At 70.7% G+C, this 26,325-nt stretch carries 27 protein-coding genes; 12 read left to right on the forward strand and 15 right to left on the reverse strand.

The features are described 5' to 3' along the window. Positions 1–27 precede the first annotated feature (27 nt). From BLU02_RS17625 to BLU02_RS12410, 7 genes are read left to right on the forward strand one after another with little or no spacing between them, the layout of a single operon-like run. Complete coding sequence (locus tag BLU02_RS17625; protein ID WP_167627852.1) at positions 28–1,392, forward strand: hypothetical protein; 1,365 nt, start codon at positions 28–30, stop codon at positions 1,390–1,392. Further along, positions 1,389–2,624, forward strand: a complete 1,236-nt coding sequence (locus tag BLU02_RS12385) for an FHA domain-containing protein (protein ID WP_167627853.1) — start codon at positions 1,389–1,391, stop codon at positions 2,622–2,624. The genes BLU02_RS17625 and BLU02_RS12385 overlap by 4 nt, the downstream gene beginning before the upstream one ends. Then, a complete protein-coding gene (gene eccCa, locus BLU02_RS12390) occupies positions 2,621–6,595 on the forward strand; it encodes a type VII secretion protein EccCa (RefSeq protein ID WP_083371004.1) in 3,975 nt (1,324 codons plus the stop codon). The genes BLU02_RS12385 and eccCa overlap by 4 nt, the downstream gene beginning before the upstream one ends. A gap of 19 nt (positions 6,596–6,614) precedes the next feature. Beyond that, positions 6,615–6,917, forward strand: coding sequence for an SAV_915 family protein (locus tag BLU02_RS12395; RefSeq protein WP_060922239.1), 303 nt, complete (start codon positions 6,615–6,617; stop codon positions 6,915–6,917). Next, positions 6,914–7,210 carry a hypothetical protein gene (locus tag BLU02_RS12400; RefSeq protein ID WP_062635420.1) on the forward strand — a complete coding sequence of 99 codons (297 nt, stop codon included), beginning with the start codon at positions 6,914–6,916 and terminating at the stop codon, positions 7,208–7,210. Before BLU02_RS12395 ends, BLU02_RS12400 begins: the two co-directional genes overlap by 4 nt. Next, positions 7,210–8,421, forward strand: coding sequence for a hypothetical protein (locus BLU02_RS12405; RefSeq protein WP_025104634.1), 1,212 nt, complete (start codon positions 7,210–7,212; stop codon positions 8,419–8,421). The genes BLU02_RS12400 and BLU02_RS12405 overlap by 1 nt, the downstream gene beginning before the upstream one ends. Continuing rightward, positions 8,418–9,179 (forward strand): hypothetical protein, encoded by a 762-nt coding sequence (locus BLU02_RS12410; RefSeq protein ID WP_060922241.1) that lies wholly within the window; start codon positions 8,418–8,420, stop codon positions 9,177–9,179. Before BLU02_RS12405 ends, BLU02_RS12410 begins: the two co-directional genes overlap by 4 nt. Positions 9,180–9,241: 62 nt before the next feature. Here BLU02_RS12410 and BLU02_RS12415 read toward each other — a convergent pair whose 3' ends face one another. The 6 genes from BLU02_RS12415 to BLU02_RS12440 form a co-directional block, all read right to left on the reverse strand. Beyond that, complete coding sequence (locus BLU02_RS12415; protein WP_060922242.1) at positions 9,242–9,595, reverse strand: hypothetical protein; 354 nt, start codon at positions 9,593–9,595, stop codon at positions 9,242–9,244. Between the two features lie 69 nt (positions 9,596–9,664). Then, the gene (locus BLU02_RS12420; RefSeq protein WP_060922243.1) at positions 9,665–10,075 is read right to left on the reverse strand and encodes a hypothetical protein; all 411 of its coding nucleotides are present in this window, start codon (positions 10,073–10,075) and stop codon (positions 9,665–9,667) included. Further along, the gene (locus BLU02_RS12425; protein WP_060922244.1) at positions 10,072–11,181 is read right to left on the reverse strand and encodes a WXG100 family type VII secretion target; all 1,110 of its coding nucleotides are present in this window, start codon (positions 11,179–11,181) and stop codon (positions 10,072–10,074) included. The genes BLU02_RS12420 and BLU02_RS12425 overlap by 4 nt, the downstream gene beginning before the upstream one ends. Next, entirely contained in the window at positions 11,181–11,441 is a 261-nt protein-coding gene (locus BLU02_RS12430; RefSeq protein ID WP_144880601.1) for a hypothetical protein, read from the reverse strand. Before BLU02_RS12430 ends, BLU02_RS12425 begins: the two co-directional genes overlap by 1 nt. 131 nt (positions 11,442–11,572) lie before the next feature. Further along, complete coding sequence (locus BLU02_RS12435; protein ID WP_060922246.1) at positions 11,573–12,049, reverse strand: recombinase family protein; 477 nt, start codon at positions 12,047–12,049, stop codon at positions 11,573–11,575. 53 nt (positions 12,050–12,102) lie between these two features. Further along, positions 12,103–13,092, reverse strand: coding sequence for a malate dehydrogenase (locus BLU02_RS12440; RefSeq protein WP_060922247.1), 990 nt, complete (start codon positions 13,090–13,092; stop codon positions 12,103–12,105). Between the two features lie 51 nt (positions 13,093–13,143). Here BLU02_RS12440 and ypfJ point away from each other — a divergent pair, with 51 nt between their 5' ends. Then, positions 13,144–14,025 carry a KPN_02809 family neutral zinc metallopeptidase gene (ypfJ, locus tag BLU02_RS12445; protein WP_060922248.1) on the forward strand — a complete coding sequence of 294 codons (882 nt, stop codon included), beginning with the start codon at positions 13,144–13,146 and terminating at the stop codon, positions 14,023–14,025. Positions 14,026–14,095: 70 nt separating this feature from the next. After that, complete coding sequence (gene pip, locus BLU02_RS12450) at positions 14,096–15,067, forward strand: prolyl aminopeptidase (protein WP_060922249.1); 972 nt, start codon at positions 14,096–14,098, stop codon at positions 15,065–15,067. 10 nt (positions 15,068–15,077) lie between these two features. Here pip and BLU02_RS12455 read toward each other — a convergent pair whose 3' ends face one another. The 5 genes from BLU02_RS12455 to BLU02_RS12475 all read right to left on the reverse strand — a co-directional run bounded on the left by BLU02_RS12455 (position 15,078) and on the right by BLU02_RS12475 (position 19,558). Beyond that, the gene (locus BLU02_RS12455; RefSeq protein ID WP_060922250.1) at positions 15,078–16,841 is read right to left on the reverse strand and encodes an aldehyde dehydrogenase family protein; all 1,764 of its coding nucleotides are present in this window, start codon (positions 16,839–16,841) and stop codon (positions 15,078–15,080) included. A gap of 67 nt (positions 16,842–16,908) precedes the next feature. Next, entirely contained in the window at positions 16,909–17,172 is a 264-nt protein-coding gene (locus BLU02_RS12460; RefSeq protein WP_025104627.1) for a glutaredoxin family protein, read from the reverse strand. Between the two features lie 9 nt (positions 17,173–17,181). Beyond that, positions 17,182–18,087, reverse strand: coding sequence for an alpha/beta fold hydrolase (locus tag BLU02_RS12465; protein ID WP_157547055.1), 906 nt, complete (start codon positions 18,085–18,087; stop codon positions 17,182–17,184). Beyond that, a complete protein-coding gene (locus BLU02_RS12470; RefSeq protein ID WP_060922251.1) occupies positions 18,084–19,061 on the reverse strand; it encodes a cation efflux transmembrane domain-containing protein in 978 nt (325 codons plus the stop codon). Before BLU02_RS12470 ends, BLU02_RS12465 begins: the two co-directional genes overlap by 4 nt. Continuing rightward, positions 19,058–19,558 (reverse strand): type 2 periplasmic-binding domain-containing protein, encoded by a 501-nt coding sequence (locus tag BLU02_RS12475; protein ID WP_231919569.1) that lies wholly within the window; start codon positions 19,556–19,558, stop codon positions 19,058–19,060. Before BLU02_RS12475 ends, BLU02_RS12470 begins: the two co-directional genes overlap by 4 nt. 107 nt (positions 19,559–19,665) lie before the next feature. Here BLU02_RS12475 and BLU02_RS12480 point away from each other — a divergent pair, with 107 nt between their 5' ends. Then, on the forward strand, positions 19,666–20,058 hold the full coding sequence (locus BLU02_RS12480; RefSeq protein WP_060922252.1) for an SIP domain-containing protein: 393 nt from the start codon (positions 19,666–19,668) through the stop codon (positions 20,056–20,058). A gap of 8 nt (positions 20,059–20,066) precedes the next feature. On the opposite strand, the gene BLU02_RS12485 is transcribed toward BLU02_RS12480, so the two are convergent. Next, the gene (locus BLU02_RS12485; RefSeq protein WP_060922253.1) at positions 20,067–20,522 is read right to left on the reverse strand and encodes an FAD synthase family protein; all 456 of its coding nucleotides are present in this window, start codon (positions 20,520–20,522) and stop codon (positions 20,067–20,069) included. Between the two features lie 169 nt (positions 20,523–20,691). On the opposite strand from BLU02_RS12485, the gene BLU02_RS12490 reads away from it, so the two are divergent. After that, entirely contained in the window at positions 20,692–21,870 is a 1,179-nt protein-coding gene (locus tag BLU02_RS12490) for a glycosyltransferase (RefSeq protein ID WP_060922254.1), read from the forward strand. Here BLU02_RS12490 and BLU02_RS12495 read toward each other — a convergent pair. The 3 genes from BLU02_RS12495 to rfbA are packed head-to-tail and all read right to left on the reverse strand — an operon-like array spanning position 21,867 to position 25,149. Beyond that, entirely contained in the window at positions 21,867–23,282 is a 1,416-nt protein-coding gene (locus BLU02_RS12495; RefSeq protein WP_060922255.1) for a sugar nucleotide-binding protein, read from the reverse strand. The genes BLU02_RS12490 and BLU02_RS12495 overlap by 4 nt on opposite strands. Then, positions 23,282–24,280, reverse strand: a complete 999-nt coding sequence (gene rfbB, locus BLU02_RS12500; RefSeq protein ID WP_060922256.1) for a dTDP-glucose 4,6-dehydratase — start codon at positions 24,278–24,280, stop codon at positions 23,282–23,284. Before rfbB ends, BLU02_RS12495 begins: the two co-directional genes overlap by 1 nt. Next, positions 24,277–25,149: a glucose-1-phosphate thymidylyltransferase RfbA gene (rfbA, locus tag BLU02_RS12505; protein WP_060922257.1), complete on the reverse strand. Its 873-nt coding sequence runs from the start codon at positions 25,147–25,149 to the stop codon at positions 24,277–24,279. Before rfbA ends, rfbB begins: the two co-directional genes overlap by 4 nt. A gap of 150 nt (positions 25,150–25,299) precedes the next feature. Between rfbA and BLU02_RS12510 the strand changes: the two genes are divergently transcribed. Beyond that, positions 25,300–26,319 (forward strand): glycosyltransferase family 4 protein, encoded by a 1,020-nt coding sequence (locus tag BLU02_RS12510; RefSeq protein WP_060922261.1) that lies wholly within the window; start codon positions 25,300–25,302, stop codon positions 26,317–26,319. The last annotated feature ends 6 nt before the right edge of the window (positions 26,320–26,325 follow it).

Consider the following 26,325-nt stretch of genomic DNA (forward strand, 5'->3'; position numbering starts at 1 on the left):
GTCTCGCGCAGTGGATAGGGTGCAGGTGTGTCAGTCGAGATCGTAGAGCGGCGTCGGATCGTCCTCCAGAGCGAAGACCGCCGCATCGACCTCTCCCTGCCGCTCGACGAGACGCTGGAGGACGCCCTCACCCTGAGCGGGATCCCCGACGCAAACCGGTTCGTCACGATCGGACCCGGGGGATACGAGATCCCCGGCGACACCGAGTGCGAAGACCTCGTCGACGGCGGCCTCTATGCGCTCATCGACCGCACGGCTCTGGCTCCGCAGGCGCGCCCGGCAGAGAAGGCGACGGGCCCGACGCGCACCGACCACGGCGCACGGTGGTGGCTGCTGGCCGTGAGCGGGATGCTGCTCGTCGCGGTCTTCGCCCAGGGCGCCGTCGATCCTCTGATCCGGCTGCTCGTCGCCCTCCTCGTCGCCGCGGGTGCGGTCGGCGGCGCCGTCGCGTGGGCGCGACGCGACTCCGCGGCGGGAGTGCGCGGCATCCTCGGGGTGCTCGCGCCCGTGCTGCTGTCGTTCGCGGCCGGCGCTCTCCTCATCCCGGCCGGGCTGGAGGACGCGTCGCACCTGTCGACCGCCACCGGGTTCCTCGCGGCCGGCATCACCACCGCGATCATCGCCGTCACGGCCAGGGCCCGGCCGATGCGCGCCGCGGCGGGGACGGCGACGGTGCTGCTCGTGGGCCTGGCCGCCGTCTGGGGCCTCGCCCTGCTGCTGCGGTGGGGGGAGGCGGAGGCCGCCGCCCTCTCGCTCGGGCTCGTGCCGCTGGGCCTGCGCGCGCTCCCGAGCAGCCTCGTCAACCTCCCCGAGGGCTACTTCATCGACTACAAGCACTTCATGACCAGCCGGTGGACCGTGCGCGGAGCCATCCCCGAGTCGGTCGGGCTGCTGCATCCGGAGCGCATCACCGCGGTCGTCGACGATTCCTCCGCGCGGCTCATCGCGGGCACCGCCGTGCTCAGCATCGTGGCCGCGGTGATGGCTCCGGTCGCGTTCCTGCGGCCCTGGCCCGACGATGCGTTCGTGGTCTCCGGCGGGATCGCCCTGCTCTGCTGCCTCGCGCTCGCCCTGCTGCTCACGCCGCGGCACACCACCTCCCGCCTCCTCCGATGGTTCCCCAGCGCCGCGGCCGCCGTGGTCTGCCTCGTCGCCGGCATCCAGGTCGCGGCGGCCCTCGGGAGCGGCTTCCATTTGCTGGGAGCGGCCCTGCTGTTCCTCGTCGGGTTGGCGGCGGTCGCCGTCGTCATCCCGGTGTCCAAGGGCGCGAAGTCGCTGGTCTGGTCGCGGGTCGGAGACGCGTTCGAATGGCTCGCCGTCGCGCTCGCCCTGCCGTCGGCCCTGCTGTACGCGAATGCGCTCTCCCTGGTTCGTGGAATGATGGCCGGATGAGCGGGAACGGCCCATCACAGTCCTGGCCGAGCGGGGGTCCGATCCCGCCGATGGCGCCCGGCGGAGACCGTCCGGGGGAGATCCCTGCGCTGCCGCCCGCCCTGATCGCGGCGCCCCCCGGTGTCGACGGCACGCCGCTGCGCCAGACGCCCGCGCCGCCCACGCCGATCGCCTCGTCGCGGCGCACCGTCCCTCGGCCGGCCGAGGGACTCGGCCCCGCCTTCCGCGGAGCCCCCGCCGGCACCGTTCAGCGGATCGCGGCCTTCACCCTCGACGCGGCCGCCGTGTTCCTCGCCTCCGCCGTCGTCCTCGTGCTGACCCAGAGCGTGCTGCTCGCCGGCCTCACCGTCTTCGAACTCGCCCTGTTCCTCTGGGTGCTGGAAGCGCGCACCGGCCTCACCCTCGGCAACGCCGTGCTGCGCCTGCGCAGCGCGCGCGCCGACCGGCCGTGGTCGCCGGGGATCGGGCGCCAGTTCGTCCGCGGTATCGTCACCGGCGCCGGCTTCCTCGTGGCTGTCGGCAGCTGGGTCGTCGTCGCCTCCAGCGCCTGGGATCGCGGCGGCAGACGGCAGTCCTGGGCCGACCGCGTCGCCGGCACCGTCGTGGTCGCCGTGCCCGCGAAGGCGGCCGTCGAGGCTCCGCCGGCTCCCGCCCCGGGGGAGGCCGCTCCGCTCGCTCCGCCGCAGGTCGTGCCGCTGGTGGCGTCGCCGTCCGTCGTGGACGAGGACTCCCAGCCCACCGACGCCCGCGCCGCCTCCCGCCGTACCGAGACCCCGGAACCGGCAGCACCCGGATCGGATCGGCCGCTCTTCACGGTCGCCCCCGCCCCGGCGCCGCAGACGGGTGCCGAGGCCCCCGCCCCCGAGACCGGGGCGCTGCTGCTCATCTTCGACACCGGCCAGCGGGTGCAGCTCGCCCTCCCCGTGGCCGCGAACCTCGGGCGCGGCCCCGTCGCCAGCGCCCACGACGACCGCCTCATCGTCGTCACCGACCCCGATGCTTCGGTCTCGAAGACCCATCTGCGCATCGAGCACTCCCGCGGCCGCACGTGGGTGACTGACTTCGGTTCCACGAACGGCTCCGACGTCCGCAGCGACGACGGACAGACGACCGAGCTGGTCGCCGGCGAGCGCGTGCTCCTCGACGACGCCGACCGCGTCCGCATGGGCAACCGCAGCTTCACCATCAGCCTCCTGCTAGGTACAGACAGCAGCGCCGGAGAGAGAGCATGACAGGACCCCGTCTCGCCCCGCCCCGTGTCCCCTCCGGGAGGCTCCCGGTCCAGGCCCCGCCGGAGCTGCAGCCGAACGATGGCGGCATCGGGATCCTCGGGTCGCTGCTGCCCATGCTCGGCAGCGTCGGCGCGATCGTCATGGTCACCATGTCGAACCAGTCCGTCACGGGTCTGCTGACCGGCGGCATGTTCCTGCTGTCCTCGCTCGGCTTCGTCGCCGTCAACGGCTGGCGGCAGCGCTCTCAGCGGCAGGCGGCCACGCTCGGTGCCCGTCGCGAGTACCTGGCGTACCTGACCGAGCTGCGGCAGACCGTCCGCGTCGCCGCCCGGCAGCAGCGCCGCTCCGCGAACTGGCACCTGCCGGCGCCGTCGACCCTGCCGTACCTCGCGGAGGAGCGCACCCGCGTCTGGGAGCGCGGCGTCAACGACCCCGACTTCCTGTCGGTCCGCGTGGGCGTCACCGATCAGCCGCTGTGCGTCACGCTCGAAGCTCCGGAGCTCCCGCCGCTGGCGCAGCTCGACCCCGTCGCCGCCTCGGCCGCGCACCGCTTCATGCTGACGCACGAGGTCCAGAAGAACCTCCCGCTCGGCGTCACCCTCCGCGACTACGCCCGCATCGAGATCACCGGTGACGAGGACGAGACCCGGGCGCTGGCCAGGGCCATGCTGCTGCACGCGGCCACCATGCACGACCCCGACGTGCTGCAGATCGTCATCGCCGCGGACACCGGAGTGCTCCCGCAATGGGAGTGGGCGAAGTGGCTGCCGCACACGCACTCGCGCACCGTGCGGGACGGCCTCGGCGCCGCCCGGATGATCGGCTCGCAGCTGTCCGAGCTCGAGGACATGCTGCCGCCCGAGGTGCGCGAGCGCTCGCGCTTCGCCCGCGACGGCTCCGGACCGAAGACGCCGCACATCGTCATCGTCACGGACGGCGCCACGACGTCGTTCAACGACGCCCTCGTCACCGGCGACGGCGTCCAGGGTGTCACCGTGATCGACCTGCCCGCCCGGTGGGGCGACCTCGACGACCCGAACGCCCTGCGCATCGCGTTCGAGACCGGCGGTGCGAGCACACGCGCCGAGCTCGTCAGCCTGCAGGTGCCCGCACGCCCGTTCGAGGCCGACGCGATCACCATCGTCGAGGCCGAGGCGACCGCCCGCCGGCTCATCGCCCTGTACTCGGGCGGCACGGCGATCGCGAGCAAGAAGAGCGCGACCGGCCAGGCCGAGCTCGTCGAGCTCCTCGGTCTTCCCGATGTGCGCGACCTCGACCTCGACGCCGCCTGGGCACCGCGCCTGGAGCGCGACCGGCTCCGCGTGCCGATCGGCCAGACCGAGGACGGCAGCCCGCTCATCCTCGACATCAAGGAGTCGGCACAGCAGGGTATGGGCCCGCACGGCCTCATCATCGGTGCCACAGGCTCGGGGAAGTCGGAGGTGCTCCGCACGCTCGTGCTCGCGCTCGCGATGACCCACTCGCCGGAGCAGCTCAACTTCGTGCTCGTCGACTTCAAGGGTGGCGCGACGTTCGCCGGCATGGCCGACATGCCGCACGTCTCGGCCATCATCACGAACCTCGGCGAGGAGATCTCCCTCGTCGACCGCATGCAGGACGCGCTCCAGGGCGAGATGGTGCGCCGACAGGAGCTGCTGCGGGCCACCGGTCCGTTCGCCAACGTGGCCGACTACGAGAAGGCGCGTCGCGGCGGCCGCACCGACCTGGCGCCGCTGCCGGCCCTGCTCATCGTCGCCGACGAGTTCTCCGAGCTCCTGTCGGCCAAGCCGGAGTTCGTCGACACGTTCGTCAACATCGGCCGGCTCGGCCGCTCGCTGCAGGTGCACCTGCTGCTGTCCTCCCAGCGGCTGGAGGAGGGCAAGCTGCGCGGCCTCGACACGCACCTCTCCTACCGCATCGGGCTTCGGACGTTCTCGGCGGCCGAGTCCCGCACGGTCCTCGGCGTGCCGGACGCCTATCACCTGCCCACGCAGCCGGGCGCCGGCATCCTGAAGTCCGACACCGAGACCATGACCCAGTTCCGCGCCGCGTACGTGTCCGGACCACCGCCGCGTCGTCGTCGTCGGGCCTCGTCCTGCTCCGGCCAGAGCACGGGTTCGACCGCGGTCGAGCTGTTCACCGCCGCGCCGGTGTGGCGGGCGGAGGCACCGGTGGACGAGCCGGAGGTCGTGGTCGACGCCGAGCCGGAGGAGAAGCGCAACACCTTCGAGATCGCGGTCGAGTCCATGAAGGGACGCGGCCCCGCGGCGCACCAGGTGTGGCTGCCGCCGCTGGTGACACCGGCCACCCTCGACCAGCTCTTCGGCGACCTCGTCGAGGACCCGTCGCTCGGTCTCGTCTCCCCGCGCTGGCGGAAGGCGGGAGCGCTCACGGTCCCGCTCGGCATCGTCGACGTGCCGCTGGAGCAGCGCCGCGAGAACCTCGCGGTCTCGCTCGGCGGCGCGGCCGGACACATGGCCATCGTCGGCGCGCCCCTGAGCGGTAAGAGCACGCTCGCGCGGACGACGGTCGCCGCCCTGGCGCTCACGCACACGCCGCAGGAGGTGCAGTTCTTCGTCATCGACTTCGGCGGCGGCAGCTTCACCGGCATGCAGGACTTCACGCACATCAGTGGCGTCGCGACGCGGTCCGAGCCGGACGTCGTCCGCCGCACGGTGGCTGAGGTCACCAGCCTGCTGAACGCCCGCGAGGTGTACTTCCGGCAGCACGGCATCGACTCGATCGACGCCTACCGGCAGCGCCGCGGGCAGGGACTGGCCGACGACGGCTACGGCGACATCTTCCTCATCGTGGACGGATGGGGCACGCTGCGCGCCGAGTTCGAGATGCTCGAGCCGCAGATCCAGGCGATCGCGGCCCGCGGTCTCACCTACGGCGTCCACGTCGTGATCACGGCGGCGCGCTGGATGGAGATCCGGGCCAACATCAAAGACCTCATCGGCACCCGCATCGAGCTGCGTCTCGGCGACCCGACGGATTCCGAGGTCAACCGCAAGGCGGCGGAGAACGTCACGGCCATCCCCGGCCGCGGTCTCAACGACCGCGGTCTGCAGATGCTCACGGCGCTGCCGCGTGTCGACGGCGTGGACGACGCGTCGAGCCTGCCGAACGGGATCGACGACCTCGTGGCACGGGTCGCGGCGGCGTGGCACGGTCCGGCAGGGCCCAAGCTGCGGCTGCTGCCCTCGCGCATCAGCCATGCCGACCTGCGCGCCGTCGCGGCCGCGCAGTCGCCGGACGGCACGGAGCCCCGCGAACTCCTGCTGGGCATCGACGAGGCGAACCTCGCCCCGTTCTCGATCGATCCGGTCGCCGAGCCGCTGCTGTATCTGTACGGCGACGCGGACTCCGGCAAGTCATCGATGCTCCGCGGCGTCGTGCACGAGATCACGCGCCTGTACGGGCCGACCGAGGCGAAGATCTTCGTCGTCGACTACCGTCGTGCCCTGCTCGGCGAGATCCCGCAGGAATACCTCGGCGCCTACCTCACGTCGCACGAGATGACCGAGGGCGGGATGAACGAGCTCGCCCAGTTCTTCCGGAGCCGCATCCCCGGACCCGACGTCACGCCCGACCAGCTCCGCAGCCGGTCGTGGTGGAAGGGTGCGGAGGGATTCGTCCTCATCGACGACTACGACCTCGTGGCGACCTCGCAGGGCAACCCGGTCGCGGTCCTCGCGCCGCTGCTCGCGCAGGCGGCCGACCTCGGCCTCCACGTGATCCTCACCCGCCGCACCGGCGGGGCGAGCCGCGCCGCGTACGATCCCATCATCCAGCGCATGACCGACCTGGGTGCGACCGGCATCCTGCTCTCGGGCAGCCCCGAGGAGGGCCAGCTCATCGGCAAGGTGAAGGCCGTTCCCGCGATCCCGGGCCGTGCGCAGATCGTCAGTCGCGATCGGGGCCTCGTCTCCGCGCAGCTGCTGTGGGTGCCGCCGAGCTACGAGTGACAACCGAGGAGAGACCGAGATGACCTTCGAACCGACGCCGGCCGCAGCGCCGATGGTCCCACCCGTGCTGTACCTGCCCCTAGGCGTGACGTCGACGCCCGAGGAGCAGCTCGTCGAGATCAGGGAGTTGAAGGACGGGCGGCGTGCACTGCTCGCCTACACCGCCCTCGACCGGCTGCTGGAGCTCGCCGGCGAGCGGCAGCCCTGGGTGCTGGTGCGCACCGAGGACCTCGGTCAGATCAAGGAGGCGCAGCCCTACGATGTCGTGATCTTCGACCTCGACGTGCCCGCGTCCTACCGCCGGAACGGAGCCATCGCATGAGCCGCATCGCGATGGACCCGGAGGTAATGGCCGTCCACGCGGACATGCACGAGGAGGCGGTCGAGCTCATCGAGACGAAGCTCTCCGGCATTCCGACGGCCGTCGACGGCGGACTCGCCTCCGACACGGTCGCCGCGATCATGCAGCGGGTGGGGGAGGGCGTCGACGCCCTCTACCGGATCAACGGCACCCTCGGAGAGATCGTCCGCGCCATCGCCGACGACGCGGAGACGAACGAGCAGGACGTGATCGACCAGCTCGACCCGGTCGCGGCCATCGTCGAGGACCTCTGATGACGATCGACACGACCACGTACGGCGACGCCGACCAGGTGCAGGCGGCCGCGGACTGGCTCGACCCCGACCTGAAGGACGCCGCAGACGTCTCCTCCAACGTCACGACCTTCATCCCGACCGGGGTGCGCGGGCACTGGTACGGCGAGTCGGCGGACGACTACGTCACGATCCTCTCGCGCACGACCGACGCCGCGAAGGAGATCAAGGACCTCGCCCGTGACGCCGCCGAGAAGCTCCGGTCGTACGCCGGGCAGCTGCGGCGCATGAAGGAGGACTTCGCGACGCACCGCGACAATGCGAGGGCGGCGGGGCTCCCGGTCAACGGCATGATCATCGGCCGGCCGGTGTCCCTGATCCCGGTGTGCCCCACCTCGCGGGACGACCCCTACTGGGACGAGTGGCAGGAACACCTCGACCGCATCGAGCTGTACAACGAGATCGCCGCCGACGTCGGCTCCTGGTGGGGCGAGCTCGAGGTCTGGATCAGCGAGAACCTCGACGGATTCCTCGGGACCATGCCGAGCCAGTCCACGGCGGACAAGATCCTGTCCGGTCTGCGGGAGGCGAGCGGCGAGGTCCCGAAGATCTACCTCGAGGGCCAGGGCCTGGCGTGGGCGGAGACGGCGGCCGAGCTCACCTCCCACGCGGAGGATCTGCGTCTCGGAGCATCGGACTTCGTTCGCGAGCTGCGCTCCGGCAATCCCGCCGTCAAGGCCGCTGCCGAGGCCGCCAACCCCACCGGCATGCGGTGGGCGGCGGACGAGGCCGAGGATCTGGCCCGCGGACTCTCTCGCGCGAGTCGGGCGGTGCCGTTCATCGGCTGGGGCGTCGACGCCTGGAATCTGGGCTCGGCGATGTCGTCGGGCGACGACCCGTCGTCCACCGCGGTGGAGATCATCGGCGGTGCGGCGGGTGGCGCCGCTGCGGCTGCCGGTGTCGCCGCGCTCGCAGCGGCCGGTGTCGTCACGCTCCCCGTGTGGGGCACGGCGGTCGTCGTGGGCGGGGCCGCGGTGGCGGTCGGTGCCGGTGCGGTGTGGGCCTACGAGAACTGGGTCCCGCAGGACGTCCGGGAGTCGATCGACGCCGGCATGGCGGATGCGTGGGACGCCACGACGGACTTCGCGGAGGACGCCTGGGAGAACACGACCGACTTCGTGGGCGACGCGGGGCACAACATCGGCAAGGCGTGGAAGGGACTGTTCGGGTGACAGGGCAGCAGCAGTCGACGTCTCCGGAGACGATCTGGGTGCCCGGTCATCCGGGGTGGCAGGGGCAGCAGCGGGCGACCACGGCACTCACCGTGTTCGGCGTCGTGTTCGCCATCGTGGTCCTGCTGTTCAGCCTGATCCTGTTCGCCGATCCGGCTCCGGCGATGAAGGCTCTGGGGATCGGTGTGCTCGCGGCCGTCGCCGTGGGCGTCTGGCTGATGGTGGCGCACGCCCGCGTCTCCCGGGTCCGAGTCGTCCGGCCGGTCGTCGACGGTCCGGCGATCGCGTTCGGCGGGGCCGCGGGAATCGTCTGGCCGCTGCGCGCCCTCGCGCCCGTGGGGGCCCTGCTCCTCGCGGCGTGGGCATGGAGCATCTTCACGGTGCCCGCAGACCGACTGCCGCTCCTCACCCTGCTCCTCCTCCCGGTGGTCGCGCTGATCATGACGGTCGCCGGCATCCGGTCGTGGTTCCGGGCTCCCTCCGCCCATCGCCTGACGCTGCGCCCCGACGGGCTGCAACTCCGGATCCCGCGCAACAACGTGGCCGTGGCATGGGACGAGGTCGTCGGCGCCGGCCTGGAAGGCAACCGCGTGGTGCTGCGGACGGCGACCGCGCAGCCGTCCTCGTGGGCGGCGGCCGACCTCGCCAGCGACCCTGTGCTCCTGGCCGAGCTGGTCACCTTCTACGCGAACCGTCCCGACGCCCGTGCCGAGATCGGCGCGGGCACGCTGGCCCGTCTGCGGTCCGGGGAGTTCTAGCAAGACGTTTCCGTACACGCGAGGGTTCGACGGTGTGATCCTCAGGGATCGTCGCCAGGGCGTCAGTCCGTGAGGCGGAACTCGATGCTCGCCGTCAGCTCCGGATCCTCGAACCGGATCGAGCCGGAGGTGAAATCGACTTGTAAGTCTGCGGGGTCGACAGGGAAGCCGTCGTTCGTGGCCTCGTCGAACCGTAGAACAAGCGGGGGGTCGTCGGAGAAGGTTTCCCAGACACCGGAGCCGCGGAAGTTGTCTTGCGTGTCTCGGTACTGGAGGGGATTAAAGGAGGCGTCGCTCATCGTGAATGTGCCGTCGCGGTTGATCGTGAGGGTGCCGTTGTCGTCGCCAACCGCTTCCCACACGCCGACGGGAGAGGTGACATGTGGGGCGGGGGTGCAGCTGGCGAGGCCGAGCATGGTGGCAAGGACGAGTACGGGCGACAATACGGCATTCGGAAATGAGCCTCGGAGGTGAGCCATGAGGTGTCAGTTCGCGAGACGGAATTCGATGTTCACGGTTTGTTCCGGGTCCTCGAACCGGATCGTGCCCGACGTGAAGTCGACTTGCAGTCCCGCGGGGTCAACGGCGAAGCCGTCGTTGGTGGCTTCGTCGAATCGTAGGACAAGCGGTGGGTCGTCAGAGAACGTCTGCCAGGTTCCTCGTCCGTGGAAATCGGCCGAATCAGTGCGCCAGATGGGGTCAAAGGAGGCATCGGTCATCGTGAATGTGCCGTCGCGGTTGATTGTGAGGGTGCCGTTGTCGTCGCCGACCGCTTCCCAGACGCCGATGGGAGAGGTGACGGCGGGGGCGGGGGCACAGCTGGCGAGGGTGAGTATCGTGAGAAGGGGAAGAGCAACCGCCGCGATTGCTGAGCGGGCGCGGAGGATGAAAGTCATGAGTACACCGTTTCGGTCCAGACGATGGTCTGATGCTGGGGCGCGAACTCTCCGTGACTAGCGTAGGCCGACGTCATGGCGGCCTCCACGAGGGGCACGTGCGCGCCACCCGTGCCGGGGATGCGCGTTGCGGAGTCGATGGTCGTGTCGTTGTTAATGATGTACGTGACTGCCACGCCTCCGTCTGGCTGGGACTCTCCGGCGTGCACCTCCAGCTCATATGAGCCGAGAAAGGACTCGGGCAGGTTTTGGCCTCCGAGTAGGGAGCTGGGAACCCCGCTCGTGAAGACGTTGAAACCGTCCTGAACGAGAACCCAGGGGTTGTCGCTGATGACCCGATCGTAATAAAGGGGTATCCCACCCTCGACTAATCTCCCACTGCGGAGCGCATCAACCACCTCGGTGCGGGCACCGTTGATGTGGTCGCTGTGCATCAGGGTTGCAACAAACGGATCGTCTGGGCCGAGGACGACCCCGCTCGCACCGTCACGGCCACTGAGGAAGTCACTGAGCAGATCCCCTACACGTCCGTTGGCGAGCTCCCGCGGGCTTTTGCCAGACGGGCTGGCGGTGCAGTCGAGAGCTCCCCAGGCTTCCGACGCGGTTCTGGCAAGCAGGGCGGCGAGGACCTGGTCCGCCTTCTCACGGGCATCGGCGAGGCGGGCGAGTTCGTCGGCTGCATCCTGCGCATCGATCGTCGCCTGCTGCTCGGCAGCGAACCGCCGCGCGAGTCCCTCGGGGTCTGTGCCGAAGAGGGTCTCGCTGTGGACACCGTTGAGGATGTGCTCGGCAGCTTCGAGTCGGTGCTTCAGAGGTGCGGCTCGGCGAGCGATCTCGGCCACCGTATCAGCGTAGGCGAGGATCCCTTTGCCGGCGATCCGCATCGCCTCCTCGGAGGCCTCCAGACGGTCGTGGAACTCGAGGATGCGGGCGCGGAACGCGTCGGCGCTCTCCCCGGCCCAGATGTCGTCGAGGTCGCGGAGAATGGCGGACACGGCCGATCTCGCGTCCGCGAGGCCCGACGCCTGCGAGTCCGTCCACTGCTTCGCCCTGTCGCACGCGGTCAGGTCGCCGGCGCCAGGGTCGAACCTCGTCCAGTTCGGCACTACCGGACTTCCAGCGCCTCGATGAAGGCCGTCACGGCATCGACGTGCGCCTGCTCCGTGGCGAGAAAATCCTGCGCCGTGTCGTCCACTCCGCTCGCCAGGCCTCGACTGGAGAGCATGAGGACACCATGCGCTTCGAACCACGTAGACACGAACATCTCCGCACCGGACGAGACCAGGTCGCTGAGCGCTTCCGTGAGGTCAAATCCGCCATCGAGACGTGCTTTGCCGTGAGAGATGTCATGGAGCGAGCGCGCCACTCCGCGCATGCCTCTGACGTCGATGTGAAGAGCGTTGCGCACTGTTTCCCCCGGAGACCCCCGCCCCGGATCCAGGCTAACGAGGAGAGAGGACGACGGTGAAGAGAACGGGGACGCTGTATACCGGTGGCTCAGCGGGCGACGGCGGCGTCGGCGAGATGACGCGCCTCGTGGCCGAGGACCTTCACGATGATGCCGTGGCGCCGGAGCTCGGCGACCGTGCGCGCGCCCTCCTCGGCGTCGAGCCCCAGAGCCCGGATGTTCGCCACCACGACCACGTCTCCGGTCCGGAGCGTCGAGATGAGCCGCGCGAGGCGGTCGTTCCAGCTCTCCAGGATGTCCGGCGCCGGGTGACGGAAGCCCTCGATGGGCACGCCGAAGCGGGTGAGGTCGGCGCGCTGCTCGACGACCGACGGCATGCCCTCGCGGGCGACGACGAGGCCGACCAGGCGGGAGCCCGCGGGACGCGCGGTCCAGAAGTTGCGGTTCTGCTGCAGCTCCGTGAAGCACTTCGGGCACTTCGCTGCGTCGTGCGGGAGGTGGAGCGGGCTCGTCAGCGCATCGTCGAGAGACGGCGTCGTTCCCGCCGGGTCAATCGTGTCGCTCATCCCGCACCTCCGCCCTCTATTCTGCCCTGCCCAGGTGTCCCGCGGCGACCGGATCAGAGCAGTCCGAGGGCTCGGACCGCGTCCCGCTCCTCCACGAGCTCCGCGACCGAGGCGTCGATGCGTGCGCGGGCACGGTCGTCGATCTCCAGGCCCTCCACGATGTGCCACTCGCCGTCGACGGACTGCACGGGGAACGACGAGACGAGGCCCTCCGGGACACCGTACTCCCCGCGCGAGACGACGGCGGCGGATGTCCAGTCCTCGGTCCCGCGGACCCAGTCGCGCACATGGTCGATCGTCGCGCTCGCCGCGGAGGCGACGGAGGACGACCCGCGGACCTCGATGATCTCCGCGCCGCGCTTGGCCACGCGGGGGATGAACGTCTGGTCCAGCCACGCCGGGACGTCGCCGACGATCTGTTCCAGCGCGTCCTGCACGGGCTTCCCGCCGACGGTCGCGTGCGACACGTCGGGGAACTGCGTGGCCGAGTGGTTGCCCCAGATGGGCACCCGCCGCACCGTGTGCACGGGGGCGCCGAGCGTCTGGGCGAGCTGAGCCCGTGCGCGGTTCTCGTCCAGCCGCGTGAGGGCGGTGAAGCGGTCGGCGGGCACGCCGTCGGCCGCCGCCGAGGCGATCAGGGCGTTCGTGTTGGCGGGGTTGCCCACCACGGTCACGCGGACGCCGGGGGCGGCGTTCGCGGCGATGGCGGCGCCCTGCGGCCCGAAGATACCGCCGTTCGCGGCCAGCAGGTCGCCGCGCTCCATGCCGGGACCGCGGGGGCGGGCGCCCACGAGCAGGGCGAGGTCGCAGCCGTCGAAGCCGACCGCGGCGTCATCGGTCACCTCCACGTGCTCGAGCAGGTCGAATGCGCCGTCCTGGAGCTCCAGCGCCGCACCCTCTGCCGCGCCGAGCCCCTGCGGGATCTCCAGCAGCCGCAGCCGCACCTTCTCATCCGGACCGAGCATGTCGCCGGCGGCGATGCGGAAGAGGAGCGCGTAGCCGATCTGTCCGCCCGCGCCGGTGATGGTGATCGTGGTGGCCATGTCACGAGCCTACGTCCGTCGCGGTGTCGGCGCGCGGAGTACCCTCGACGCATGACGTTCAATCCCGACGCCGACCTCTCCCGCAACACCACGCGTCGCCGCGGACGCACGGCGGCGATCGCGGGCGGCTCCGGCGTCGGCGTGCTCGCCCTCCTCGCCCTCATCGCCGGCCCGCTGCTGGGCATCGACCTGAGCGGACTCGTCGGCGGCGCGCCCGGGGGCGGGAGCGAGCCCGGCGCCGGTTCGGCCATCGAGAACTGCGACAGCGGCGCGGACGCGAACGCGAACGTCGACTGCCGCATGGCGGGGGCGCAGCTCGCGCTCGACGCCTTCTGGGAGGACAACGTGGAGGGGTACCAGGCTCCGCAGCTCATCGTCGTCGACGGAGCGACCTCCACGCAGTGCGGTACCGCCTCCAACGCGGTCGGCCCGTTCTACTGCCCCCCGGAGGAGACCGTCTACATCGACCCCACGTTCTTCCAGCTCATGCAGCAGCAGTTCGGGGCCTCGGCCGGGAACCTCGCGCAGCTCTACATCGTCGGGCACGAGTGGGGTCACCACATCCAGAACCTCCTCGGGGCGATGGAGGAGTACCCGAACAACGGGACGGGCCCCGGCAGCAACGGCGTGCGCATGGAGCTGCAGGCCGACTGCTATGCCGGCGGCTGGCTCGGCCGCGCGACCGAGCAGACCGACGCCGACGGCGATCCGTACCTCGAGAAGCCGACGGAGGAGCAGATCCGCGACGCCCTGAACGCAGCGTCGACCGTCGGCGACGATCACATCCAGGAGCAGTCCGGGCAGGTGAACCCGGAGACCTGGACCCACGGCTCCAGCGAGCAGCGTCAGCGCTGGTTCGCGGAGGGATACCAGAACGGGCTCGATGCGTGCGGGCAGGTGTTCACCCTCCCCGCCGATCAGCTCGACCCGTAGGCCCGGTGGTCCCGCCGGTATCAGATAACGTGGACTCGGCAGGACCGCACGACCGGTTGGGGGACCGAACATGACGAACACCGAGGGGCTCTATCCGCCCATCGAGCCGCACGAGACCGGAGTGCTGCTCGTCGGCGACGGGCACCGCGTGGCCTGGGAGATCAGCGGCAACCCCGACGGCAAACCCGTCGTGTTCCTCCACGGAGGCCCCGGCAGCGGCACCTCCCCGTGGCAGCGGCAGTTCTTCGACCCTGACGTCTACCGGATCGTCCTCCTCGATCAGCGCGGATGCGGTCGGAGCACGCCGTCCGCCGCGGAGCCGGAGGCCGATCTCCGGCACATCACCACCGCGCACCTCATCGCCGACCTCGAGCTGCTGCGCAAGAATCTCGGCATCGAGGCGTGGCAGGTGTTCGGCGGATCCTGGGGCAGCGCCCTCGCGCTCGCCTACGCCCAGGCCCACCCCGACGTGGTCTCCGAGCTGATCCTGCGCGGGATCTTCACGCTCCGTCGCGCCGAGCTCGAGTGGTTCTACGAGGGCGGGGCGGCGGCGCTCTTCCCGGACCTGTGGGAGGACTTCATCGCGCCGATCCCGGTCCTGGAGCGCTCCCGGATGATCGAGGCGTACCACCGGCGGCTGTTCGACCCGGACCCGGCGGTCCATGAACCGGCGGCCCTCGCGTGGGCGGCGTGGGAGGCGGCGACCGTCACGCTGCGCCCCGACCCGGAGCAGATCGCGGCGATGGCCGATCCCCGCCGGGCCGTCGCTTTCGCACGCATCGAGAACCACTTCTTCGTGCACCGCGGCTGGTGGGCCGAGGGGCAGCTGCTCGCGGGGATCGACGCCATCCGGCACATCCCGACCGTGATCGTGCAGGGCCGCCACGACGTGGTCACGCCGATGATGACGGCGTGGGACCTGCACCGTGCCTGGCCGGAAGCCGACTTCCAGGTGATCGACGACGCGGGGCACTCCGCCGCTGAACCCGGCATCCGTGCGGCTCTCCGCGCCGCGACCGATCGGTTCCGCCCCGAGGCCTGACGCGTTCCCGTCAGGCGCGGAGCGCGCGCAGCAGTGTCTTCGCGAGGCCGACGGTGCCGCCGTCCGCGCGATGACGGGTGAGGCCCTCGCTCACGGCGGCGCCGGTGCGGGAGGAGGCGAACCACGGCGGCTTCGGGAGGATCGTCATCCGTCCGCCGCCGTTCGCGACGGGAAGCGAGCGCGGGAACGGCCGGAAGGGGCCGCGCAGCACGGAGCGCTCCACCCGATCCAGGAGCAGGGCGTTGTGGACGACGCCGATGCCGCTGCCGACGTCATCGATCGTGCCGCCGGGGAACGCGCCCCACGTGAGCGTCGGCGTGATGAACCCGAAGGCGGTCCAGCCGTTGATCGCGATCGAGCCGTAGTGCAGGGCGGTGAGAGCGCGCTCGAACCCGCTGCCGAGCGCCTTCTCGGTCGCCGGGTCGATGAGCAGGTTGGCGCCGAGTGTGCCCTGCAGCTTCTCATTCGCGTGGGTGACCGCGGCGTCGAGGAACTCCTGGCCCGTGCCGGGCAGGCTCACCACGCCGAGGACCGGCGCGAAGTACTCGGTGTTCTCCAGGGCTGAGGGGTCGTCGTCGGCATCGACCTCGACGAGGAGCCGGTCGCCGAGCACGAGGGCGTCCGGGTAGTCGTCCGCGGCGGTCTGCATGCGGGAGGGGGCACCGGGATACCAGATGGGGCGCTCCGGAGCGGTGGCGTAGGCGCGGCGCAGTTCGGCGCGGAAGGCGTCGGCCTGGTCCCAGTCCGCGGAGAGGATGACGACCTGCCCCGCGATGCAGTTGTGGCCGCTGTTCTGCAGGCGCATGGTCGCGATGTGCTCGGCCTGATACGTGAGGTCGGCGGCCGTCCACTTCCCCGGAACGACGATGATGGGGGAGACTCCGCCGAGCTCCGCGGTGATGGGCTTCTTCAGCAGCGGCCGGTTCTCGCGGCGGCGGCGCTTCGTCGCGGAGGCCCCCTCGCCGGTCGACGGTCCCCAGACGATGGTGTCGAAGGTCGCCGCAGAGCCGGTGATGTGCACGTGGGCGAGGCCGGGGTGCTGGGTGAGGTAGGCGCCGGCGGCCGGGCCCCCGCGCACGATCCGCAGCAGTCCCGGCTCGATGAGCGGGGCGAGCGCGCGCTTGTAGACGGGGACCAGCGCATCCTGCGTGGGGTTCACCTTCAGCAGGACGGTGCGGTTATGGGCGAGCAGTTCGTACAGCACGTCCAGCACGGGGATGGAGGTCACGTTCCCGGCGCCGAGCACGAGTCCGACGCCCCCGGACACCGTCGGCGTGCGCTGTGCCAGACCGGCGGTTGCGCGGGCGGTGTTCGGCGTGGTCCCCGGTTCGAGCCAGACCTCGCCGGTGAAGCCGGACAGCAGGAACCGGTCGATGCCGGTGAGGGGGAAGGCGTGCACGCGCGCGCGGCCCCCGGGTGCGCGGTCGACCCGGATGCCGTCGAGCGGATTCGCGCCGTTCGCGATGCGGGTGAGCGTGGTGATCGAGGCGTCGAGTGCTCCGAGGACGCTGTACGGGCCGCTCAGCCACTCCTCGCCGCGGAGCGGATGCCGCGCGTCCAGGCCCTTGGAGGCGGCGGCGATCGTCGCCCAGTCCTCCGCGGTCGCGGCGACGCTCGTGCGGACCTGCCGGAGCAGCGTCGCGCGCTGCGCCACGGTGAGCGCGGTCCACACCGCGGTCCCCGTCTGCAGATCGGCGACGGCGGCGTCGAGCCGTTCCGTTTCGCCCTCGCCGAGGGCGGGGGTGGCGGGCGCGGTCGTGGGCGCAGAAGTCATCGGCGTCTCCTTCGAACGGGCTTTCAGCTTAGGCGTCCGCGCGGAGATCCGCCGAGTGCGAGGACGATCAGATGATCGAGAGTTCGCGCAGCTTCGACTCCACGTCGGCATTCGACGGCTCGACGTGGTGCGAGGCGTCGGGGTAGACCACGACGGGGATGTTCGTGCGGCCGGAGATGTCCTTCGCGATGTCCGCGGCGGCGGGGTCGGCGACCAGGTCGACGTACGTGTACGCGACGCCGAGCTCGTCGAGCTGCTTCTTCGTGCGGATGCAGTCGCGGCACCAGTCGGCGCCGAACATCGTGATGGTGTCGGAAGCGGGGTTGGTCATGGCTCCAGCCTACGTCTGCGAGGGACGGGTGGCTCCGAAGAAGCCCGTGAGGGCGGCGGCGAGGGCCTCCGGCGCCTCCTCCGCCATGTGGTGCCCGCTGTCGATGCCGTGGCCGCGCACATCGTCGGCCCAGTCCCGCCAGATGCGGAGGGGGTCGCCGTAGAGCTCTTCGAGATCGTCGCGTCGGGACCACAGCACGAGCGTCGGCATTTGGAGCCGACGCCCGGCGGCGCGATCCGCCTCCTCGTGCGCGCGGTCGATCGTGAGGCCGGCGCGGTAGTCCTCGAGCATCGCCCGGACGACCGACGGCTGGCGCACCGCGCGCAGGAACTCGGCATGGTTGGCCGCGCCCATCGTCGCCGGGTCGGCCTTGGGGGTGTACCAGGCCTCCGGGTCCGCGCCGATGACGCGCTCCGGGACGTCCGGCTGGGCGAAGAAGAACCAGTGCCACCAGTGCGCGGCGAAGGTCGCGTCGCAGCGACGGAGGTGCTCCGAGATCGGCAGGCAGTCCAGCAGGGCGACCTGTTCGACGGCCTCCGGGTGATCGAGGGCGAGTCGGAGCGCGACGTAGCTGCCGCGGTCATGCCCGACCAGGCGGAAGCGCTCATGGCCGAGTCGCTCGGCGACGGTGCGGATGTCTCGGGCGACGGCGCGTTTGGAATGGGCGGAATGATCGGCGGTGGGCGCCGGGCCGCGGGAGCGTCCGTAGCCCCGCAGATCGGGGCAGATCACCGTGAAGCCGCGGTCGACGAGAAGCGGGGCCACCCGATGCCAGGTCGCCGAGGTGCGGGGGTGGCCGTGCAGCAGCACCATGGGCGGCCCCGAGCCGCCGTGGCGCACGAGGATGTCCGCCTCGGCGGTCGGGATCCGCGTGGTCGTGAAGCCGGGGAACAGTGCCTCGTCGGAGCTGCTCATCGACCGGGGTCCGCTTCGTCCGGCAGCTTCTCGACCGGGACGATCACCACGTCCTGCACCTTCCAGTCCAGGTCGGCGATCCCCTCGGACGCGGCGGTCAGGTCGGCCGTACGGACGCCACGATGATGCGGCACCACGAACGCCTCGATGTGGAAAACCTGGCCCTGATCCCGCATGCGCACGGCAGCCTGATCCACCCAGGGGCGGCTGCGCAGGTAGGAGACGACATCGCGGGCCAGCGGGTGCGGCTCCGCGCTGTCGAAGGTGCGTGCCCGCTGGTCCATGAGGTCGACGATCGCGGTCTTCGTGTTGCGGAAGCCGTCCCAGATGATGCCGAGCGAGATGAAGAGTGCCGCAGCACCGTCGAGCCACCAGACGCCGGCGCCCACGCCCAGCACGCCGACGATGGAGGCGACCGTCGTCTGCCAGTCCGCCTTCGCCATGTCGGCGTCGGCGTAGAGCAGCTTGTTGTGCAGGACGGGGGCGAGCTTGGCCTTGGCCGGACCGTAGAAGAACACCGGCCCGACGATCACGACGGCCATGACGGCGACCATCAGCCAGCCGAGCCAGATCGTCTGGCCGAAAACCTGCACGGTGCCGATGGTCGGATGCTCCCCGCGGATGAGCCCGGCCACGGCCTCGGCGGCGAGGTTCAGGCCGACCGCGAGGAGCGCGACACCGGCGACGAGGTGGCCGACGCCCATCGCCCGGTGCAGGCCGTAGGGGTGCTTCCGGGTGGGGCGTCGCCGCACGAACAGGAGCGCGAGGAGGAAGGCGAACTGCGGGATGAGCGACAGCATGTCCTCGATCCACGCCGTGCGCATCGCCTGGGACTCGCCCACGACGAGGGCGATCACGGTGATCGTGATCGAGGTGTAGACGATCGTGAAGATCTCCCAGCGCACGGCCTTGCGCGTGGCCCGCTGCTGTTCGTCGGGGAGCTCGGTGCGCCCGAACTGCTTCGTCCCGGTCATCGAGCGACCTCCTCGTCGAGGGAGGCCTCGAGGGCCGAGAGAAAGGCATTCTCTCCGAGGGGGACGAGCATGACGAGTTCCCGATCGCCCGCGCCCTCGATCCCCGGATAGCCGCGGGTCACGCCCGCCTTGTCGATCCACGGGGTGTCCGGCGTCAGTCCGCCGGCCACGAGGTCGAGGTCGCCCGTCTCCAGCATGCCCACCAGGCTCTCCTCGGTCGCGACCGTCCAGGTGACGTTCGCGTCGATGCTCGCGGCGAAGTCGTCGACGAGATCCACGACCGGCCCGCGCGGCTCGCCGCGGTCGATCTCGACGAGGCCGGGCTCGGGCGAGGTGCCGACCCGCAGCTCCCCGCCCGTGACCCGGTCCAGGGTGCCGTCCGGGTCCGCGGGGACCGTCATCCCGCATCCGCCGAGGGCCGTGGCCACGAGGAGGCCGGCCAGGGCGCCGATCAGGCGTCGTCCGGCGGATGTCCGTCGAATCCTGTCACTGCTCACGGCCTCAGGATGGCGCACAGCCGCGACGCGGGCAACGGCGTTGACGGTGCTATGGAAGAGGACTAACCACCCTTGAGGGTAAGGATAGCCTTTCCTATAGTGGATGCATGAGCAGCGCGTGTGAGCACCTGGAGGATCCGGACTGGGAAGCGATGGAAGGAGCGGTGCTCATCGCCGGGGATGCGGCCGACGTCGGAGCCATCGCTCGCGTCGCGTCCCGGCTCCCGTGGGATGCGCAGGGCGTCATCCTCATCGAGGCCGCCGCCCGCATCCAGTTCCGCCACATCGACGTGCCGCAGGGGGTGTCGGTCCGCTGGCTGGTTCGCGCGGAGGGCGCGCATGCTCACACGCGGGGCGAGCGGTTGGCGAACGCCGTCTATGCGTGGTGCCTGGAGTGGACGTGCAGCGAGCCCCCGGAGCACTGGACGGTGTGGCTCGGCCCGCACACTCCGCCGCACGTGGCGCGGATGGCGCGCAGCCTCCTCGGCGTCGCGAACTGAGTCCCGGCTCAGCGCGTCGCGCCGACGGCGGATGCCGTGGCGTTGGCGGTGATCGCGTCGAGCGCGCGGCGGAGCGCCGAGCTCGACGTGTGTGCGGTGTACGGGAAGTAGACGACCTCGACACCCACCTCCGCGAACTCGCTCTCCAGCCGCAGGCCCTTCTCGGTGCCGCGCCAGTCATCGCCCTTGAAGAAGTGCGTGAAGCGCACGTCGCGCCACGAGTCCATCTTCGACGGCGTCGTCTCGACGTACACGTCGTCGACGAAGGAGATGTGCCGGACGATCTCGGCACGCTCGGCGGTCGGGATGACCGGCTCGATCCCCTTGACCTGACGCAGCATCTCGTCGCTCACGACACCGGCGATCAGGATGTCGCAGTGCTGTTTGGCGTGTCGCAGCAGATTGAGGTGCCCGACGTGAAACAGGTCGAAAGCTCCGACGGCATAGCCGATACGCGTCCCCATGATCTCCCCAGATCGATCATTCCCCAGTCGAACGGATCCCCACCCGTTCGGCGCGACTCCCACAGCCGCAGACGACACTCTAGCAGGAACGTGTCCTGCAGCCCATAGGAACCCATGGAACGATGGATGTCGGAGCCGATGGGGCTGCGGAACGACGAAGGGGACCACGTTGGGGGCAGGGGTCACGGTCATCGTGCCGACCTACAACGAGCGCGACAACGTCGCCGAGCTCGTGGAGCGCACGGCCACGGCGTTGGCGGGAAGGGACGCCGAGGTCCTCTTCGTCGACGACAGCAGCGACGACACCACGGCCGAGGTGGAGCGCGTCGCGGTCGACGCCCCGATCCCGGTGCGGGTGATCCATCGCTCGGACAACGTCGGAGGCCTCGGCGGGGCGGTCGTCGTCGGCCTGGGAGCCGCGGACGCCGATGTCTGCATCGTGATGGACGGCGACCTCCAGCATCCGCCCGAGCTCCTGCCGGCCCTGCTCGACCGCTATGCGGCGGGGGACGCGGACGTCGTCGGCGCCTCCCGCTACATCGGCGGCGGCGACACCAGCGGCCTCGGCACGGCCATGCGCTTCGGGGTGTCCCGCGCCGCCACCTGGCTGACCCGCGCGATGTTCCCCCGACGGCTCGCCCGGAGCACCGATCCGATGACCGGGTTCTTCCTCGTCGACCGGCGCCGGCTCGACCTGGCCGCCCTCCGGCCGCAAGGGTTCAAGATCCTCCTGGAGATCCTCGCGCGGACGGATCTGCGGATCGCGGAGGTCCCGATGGAGTTCGCCGAGCGTCGACACGGCACCTCGAAGGCGAGCCTCCGGCAGGGGGCCACGTTCATCGCCCACCTGGCGCGGCTGCGCTTCGGCAAGATGTCGTTGTTCGCCGCGATCGGCGTCCTCGGGGCCATAGCGAACCTCGCGATCATGTGGGCGCTGACCGCCGCGGGCGTGCCCTACGTGTGGGCGGCGATCATCGGCGCCGAGGTCACGATCATCGGCAACTTCCTGCTGCAGGAGCGTTTCGTCTTCGCCGACATGCGCACCGATGCCCGCAGCGCCGCCGTGCGCTTCGCGGCCTCGTTCACGTTCAACAACGTCGAGGCGGCGCTGCGCATCCCGGTGATGGCGCTCATGGTCGAGACCTGGCACATCTCCAGCGTGCTCGCGACGGCCCTCTCCCTCGTCGTGGCCTTCTTCGCCCGGTTCCTGTTCCACTCGCTCGTCGTGTACGCGCCCCGTCGGCGTCGGGAGGAGCGGCAGGCCGCGGGCGAGCCGGAGCCGGACACCGCGACCCTGCGCATCATCCGCGCCATCGACGCGGAGGCGATGAAGCCGGGCGAGCTCTAGGCGTCTGCGGACAGGTAGTCGGCGAGGGCCGCATCCGCGTCCCGCGGCGTCCAGGCGGTGGCCGTGATCCGGGCGAGGTCCAGAACGCTGTTGCGCGGACGCGGCGCGATCGGTCCGGCCTGGTCGGCGAAGTACTCCTCCGTCGTCACCGAGGTGACCGCGGCCGGGTCGTGCCCGGTCAGCCGGTAGACCGCGCGTGCGATGTCGGCCCAGGAGCGCGGTTCGCCGCCCCCGGTCACGTTGTAGAGCCCGAACGGCGCCGACACGTCGAGCAGATGCCGGATGGCCTCCGCGAGGTCGGTCGTGAAGGTGAGTCGTCCGATCTGGTCGCCCACCACACGCGGGGCGACGCCCCGCCCGGCCAGCGAGGCCATCGTGCGCACGAAGTTGTGACCGTCGCCGATCACCCAGGAGGTGCGCAGGATGTAGTGGCGGGGCACGGTCGCCACGATCGCGTCTCCAGCCGCCTTCGTCTGGCCGTACACCCCCAGCGGGCGCACCCCGTCCGTCTCCGTGTACGGCTCGTCCTTCGTGCCGTCGAACACGTAGTCGCTGGACACGTGCACGAGCGTGAGGCCGTTCTCGGTCGCGACCCGGGCGAGCGCGGACACGCCGGTGACGTTCGCCGCCCAGGCTTCCGCGCGGCCCCCCTCCGTCTCGGCGCGGTCGACGGCCGTGTAAGCGGCCGCATTGATGATCGCTCCGTAGTCGCGCCAGCGCCGTGCGCCGGTCAGCCCGGGGTCGCGGAGGTCCAGCGTCTCGCGGGTCGTGTACTCGACGTGATCCGCATCGCCGAAGGACCTGCGCAGCGCCAGGCCGAGCTGACCGGATGCCCCGACGACGAGGATCTTCCGCGGGCCGATCGGAGTCACCTCGGCCAGTCGAGGATGCGCCCGGTCCTTCGGAGAGATCTCGACCCGGTCGAGGGGGATCGGCCACGCGATGGCCGCCGTCTCGTCGGCCAGGTTCAGGAAGGAGTACGCCGCGTCGGGCGACCAATGGTCGTTCACCAGGTAGGTGTAGGCGGTGTCCGCTTCGAGCGTCTGGTACGAGTTGCCGACGCCGCGCGGCACGAGGATGGCGCGCGACGGGTCGATCTCCGTCGTGAAGACGCGCCCGAAGGTCTCGCCCGCCCGCAGGTCGACCCAGGCGCCGAAGATCCGGCCGGTGGCGACGGAGACCCACTTGTCCCACGGCTCGGCGTGGATGCCGCGGGTGGTGCCAATCGCGTCGTTGAACGAGATGTTGTTCTGCACGGGGCCGAAGTCCGGAAGACCGGCGGCGACCATCTTCTCGCGCTGCCAGTTCTCCTTGAACCAGCCGCGGGTGTCGCCGTGCACGGGGAGGTCGACGAGGAGCAGGCCGGGGATCGGCGTCTCCGTGATCGTGAGCGCCTTGCCGAACGCGGTCATCACTGCCCCCTGGCGGCGTAGAACGATTCCGTGGCGTCCTTGGCCGGCGCCCACCAGTCCTCGTTCTCGCGATACCACTCGATGGTCGAGGCCAGGCCCGACTCGAAGTCGGAGAATCGCGGCGCCCAGCCGAGCTCGGTGCGCAGCTTCGTGGAGTCGATCGCGTAGCGCAGGTCGTGACCGGCGCGGTCGGTGACATGGTCGTAGGCGTCGGCGGGCTGGCCCATCTGCGTGAGGATCAGCTCGACGACCGACTTGTTGTCCTTCTCGCCGTCGGCGCCGATCAGGTACGTCTGGCCGATCTCGCCCTTCTCCAGGATCGTGAGGACGGCCGAGGAGTGGTCGTCGGCGTGGATCCAGTCGCGCACGTTCTGCCCGGCGCCGTACAGCTTGGGCCGGATCCCGCGCAGCACGTTCGTGATCTGGCGCGGGATGAACTTCTCCACGTGCTGGTAGGGGCCGTAGTTGTTCGAGCAGTTCGAGATCGTCGCCTGCACCCCGAACGAGCGCACCCAGGCGCGCACCAGCAGGTCGCTGCCGGCCTTCGTGGACGAGTACGGCGACGAGGGGTTGTACGGAGTCTGCTCCGTGAACCGTGCCGGGTCGTCCAGCTCCAGATCTCCGTAGACCTCGTCGGTGGAGATGTGGTGGAACCGGCGATCGTGTCGGCGGGCGGCCTCCAACAGCGTGTAGGTGCCGATGATGTTCGTGTCGAGGAACGGCCGCGGGTCGTGCAGCGAGTTGTCGTTGTGGGACTCGGCGGCGTAGTGGACGACGGCGTCGGTCCGGGCGAACAGGCTGTCGACGAGCGCCGCGTCGGCGATGTCCCCCTCCACGAGCTCGACCCGGTCGGCGGGCAGACCCGCGAGCGAGGCGCGGTTGCCGGCATAGGTGAGCTTGTCCAGCACCGTCACCTGTGCGTCCGTGTGCGCGACGACGTGGTGGACGAAGTTCGATCCGATGAAGCCGGCGCCGCCGGTCACGAGCAGGCGGGTCATCGAGCGCCCCTTTCGAGCAATCCGAGGAGATAGGTTCCGTAGCCCGACTTGACGAGGGCATCCGCGCGCGTGCGCAGGGCCTCGTCGTCGAGGAAGCCCTGACGCCAGGCGACCTCCTCCGGCACGCCGATCTTCATCCCCGTGCGTCGCTCCATCGTGCGCACATAGTCGGCGGCGTCGGTCATCTGGTCGAATGTCCCGGTGTCCAGCCATGCGGTCCCGCGCGGAAGCACCTCGACCTGGAGCTTGCCGCGCTCGAGGTAGGCCCGGTTCACGTCCGTGATCTCGTACTCCCCGCGGGCGCTCGGCGCGAGGTTGCGGGCGATCTCGATGACATCGTTGTCGTAGAAGTACAGGCCGGGCACCGCGTAGTTGCTCTGCGGCGCGGTGGGCTTCTCCTCCAGGGAGACGGCCTGGCCGTCGGCGTCGAACGCCACGACCCCGTACGCCTCCGGCTCCGCCACCCAGTAGGCGAAGACCGCGCCGCCGTCGATGTCGGCGAAGCGCTTGAGCTGCGTGCCCAGGCCCGGCCCGTAGAGGAGGTTGTCCCCCAGGACGAGGGCGACGCTGTCGTCCCCGATGAAGTCCGCGCCGATCGTGAAAGCCTGTGCAAGGCCGTCCGGCGACTCCTGCTGAGCGAACGAGAGGGAGACGCCGAACTGCGAGCCGTCCCCGAGCAGCCGCTCGAAGTGCGCGGCGTCGTGTGGCGTCGTGATGACCAGGATCTCGCGGATCCCGGCAAGCATCAGCGTCGACAGCGGGTAGTACACCATCGGCTTGTCGTAGACCGGGATCAGCTGCTTCGAGACCCCCAGCGTGATGGGGTGCAGCCGCGTCCCCGAGCCGCCCGCCAGAATGATGCCCTTCATGTATCCCCCTCGTGAAACATCGATGCTCGTGGCGGCGTCACTGAGAGGACGGCCATCCCCTGCCGTCCGACGACCCCCACAGTCGTACGCTCGACTCTAGCGGAGAAGTCGCCCTTTACACCGCCCGGGCCGAGGGCCATAGTGGGCCTCGTGGTATCCGAGGACAGCCCGGCGCTGTCCGTCACCTGGGCGCATCGTGCCGAGCAGTCGGCCTCCGTCTGGGCGCGCGCACACGCCAGGGGAGAGGTTCCGAGCGTCTGGCCGTATGGGCTGGACGCTCTCCGCGACCATGCCGTGGTGGAGGTGGACGAACTCCCCGATCCCGGTCGGATCGCACGGCTCCGCGCACGCGCCGGCCTCGGCCCCCGACCCCGCGCGGGGCTCGCCATCGCCTGGGATGAGAACACCGCCTACCGCCTCCAGATCCTGCGGCCGCGGACGCGGTACGCCGCGGGGGTCATCTGGCTCACCGACATGGCGGCGGCCGGTGCCGCACCCGGTCGATTGGTGACGATGCTGCGGGCGGCCACGGCGCTCTGGGTGCTCAGCGAGGCGCAGGTGGTCCCGCTGCAGCGGCTCCTCGGGTCCGGCGGGCCGCGGGTCTTCGTCGTCCCGTTCGGGATCGACCACGAGTTCTTCTCCGCGCACCCGCCGACGGCCACCCCCCGGATCGTCAGCGCGGGCAACGACAGGGACCGGGATCCCGCGACGTTGTACGCCGCGCTCGCCCTGGTCCTCGCCGCGCGCCCGGGCGTCGACGTCGTCGTCCAGTCGCCCTCCGCGTTGCCGCCTCCGGAGGGCGTCCGGCTCGTGCGCCGACTGCCGCACACCGAACTCCGCGATCTCTACGCGACAGCGAGTGTCGTGGTGACCGCGACCCGCCCGAACCTGCACGCATCCGGGATGACGGTCGCCCTCGAAGCGCTCGCCACCGCGCGTCCCGTGGTCGTCTCGGACACCCCGGGCATGCGTGACTACGTCAGCACCCGCACCGGCGCCCTCGTCCCGCCGGGGGAGCCGGAGGCTCTGGCGGAGGCGCTGATCGGGATGCTCGACGATCCTGACCGCGCGGCCGCGCTCGGGCAGCAGGGACGGATCGAGGTCGAGCAGCGGTTCACGACGAGGACGATGGTCGACGCGCTCGTCCGGGGTCTCCGAGCCGACGTCTGAGGGGGC

Source organism: Microbacterium paraoxydans (genome assembly GCF_900105335.1).
Taxonomy (GTDB): domain Bacteria; phylum Actinomycetota; class Actinomycetes; order Actinomycetales; family Microbacteriaceae; genus Microbacterium; species Microbacterium paraoxydans.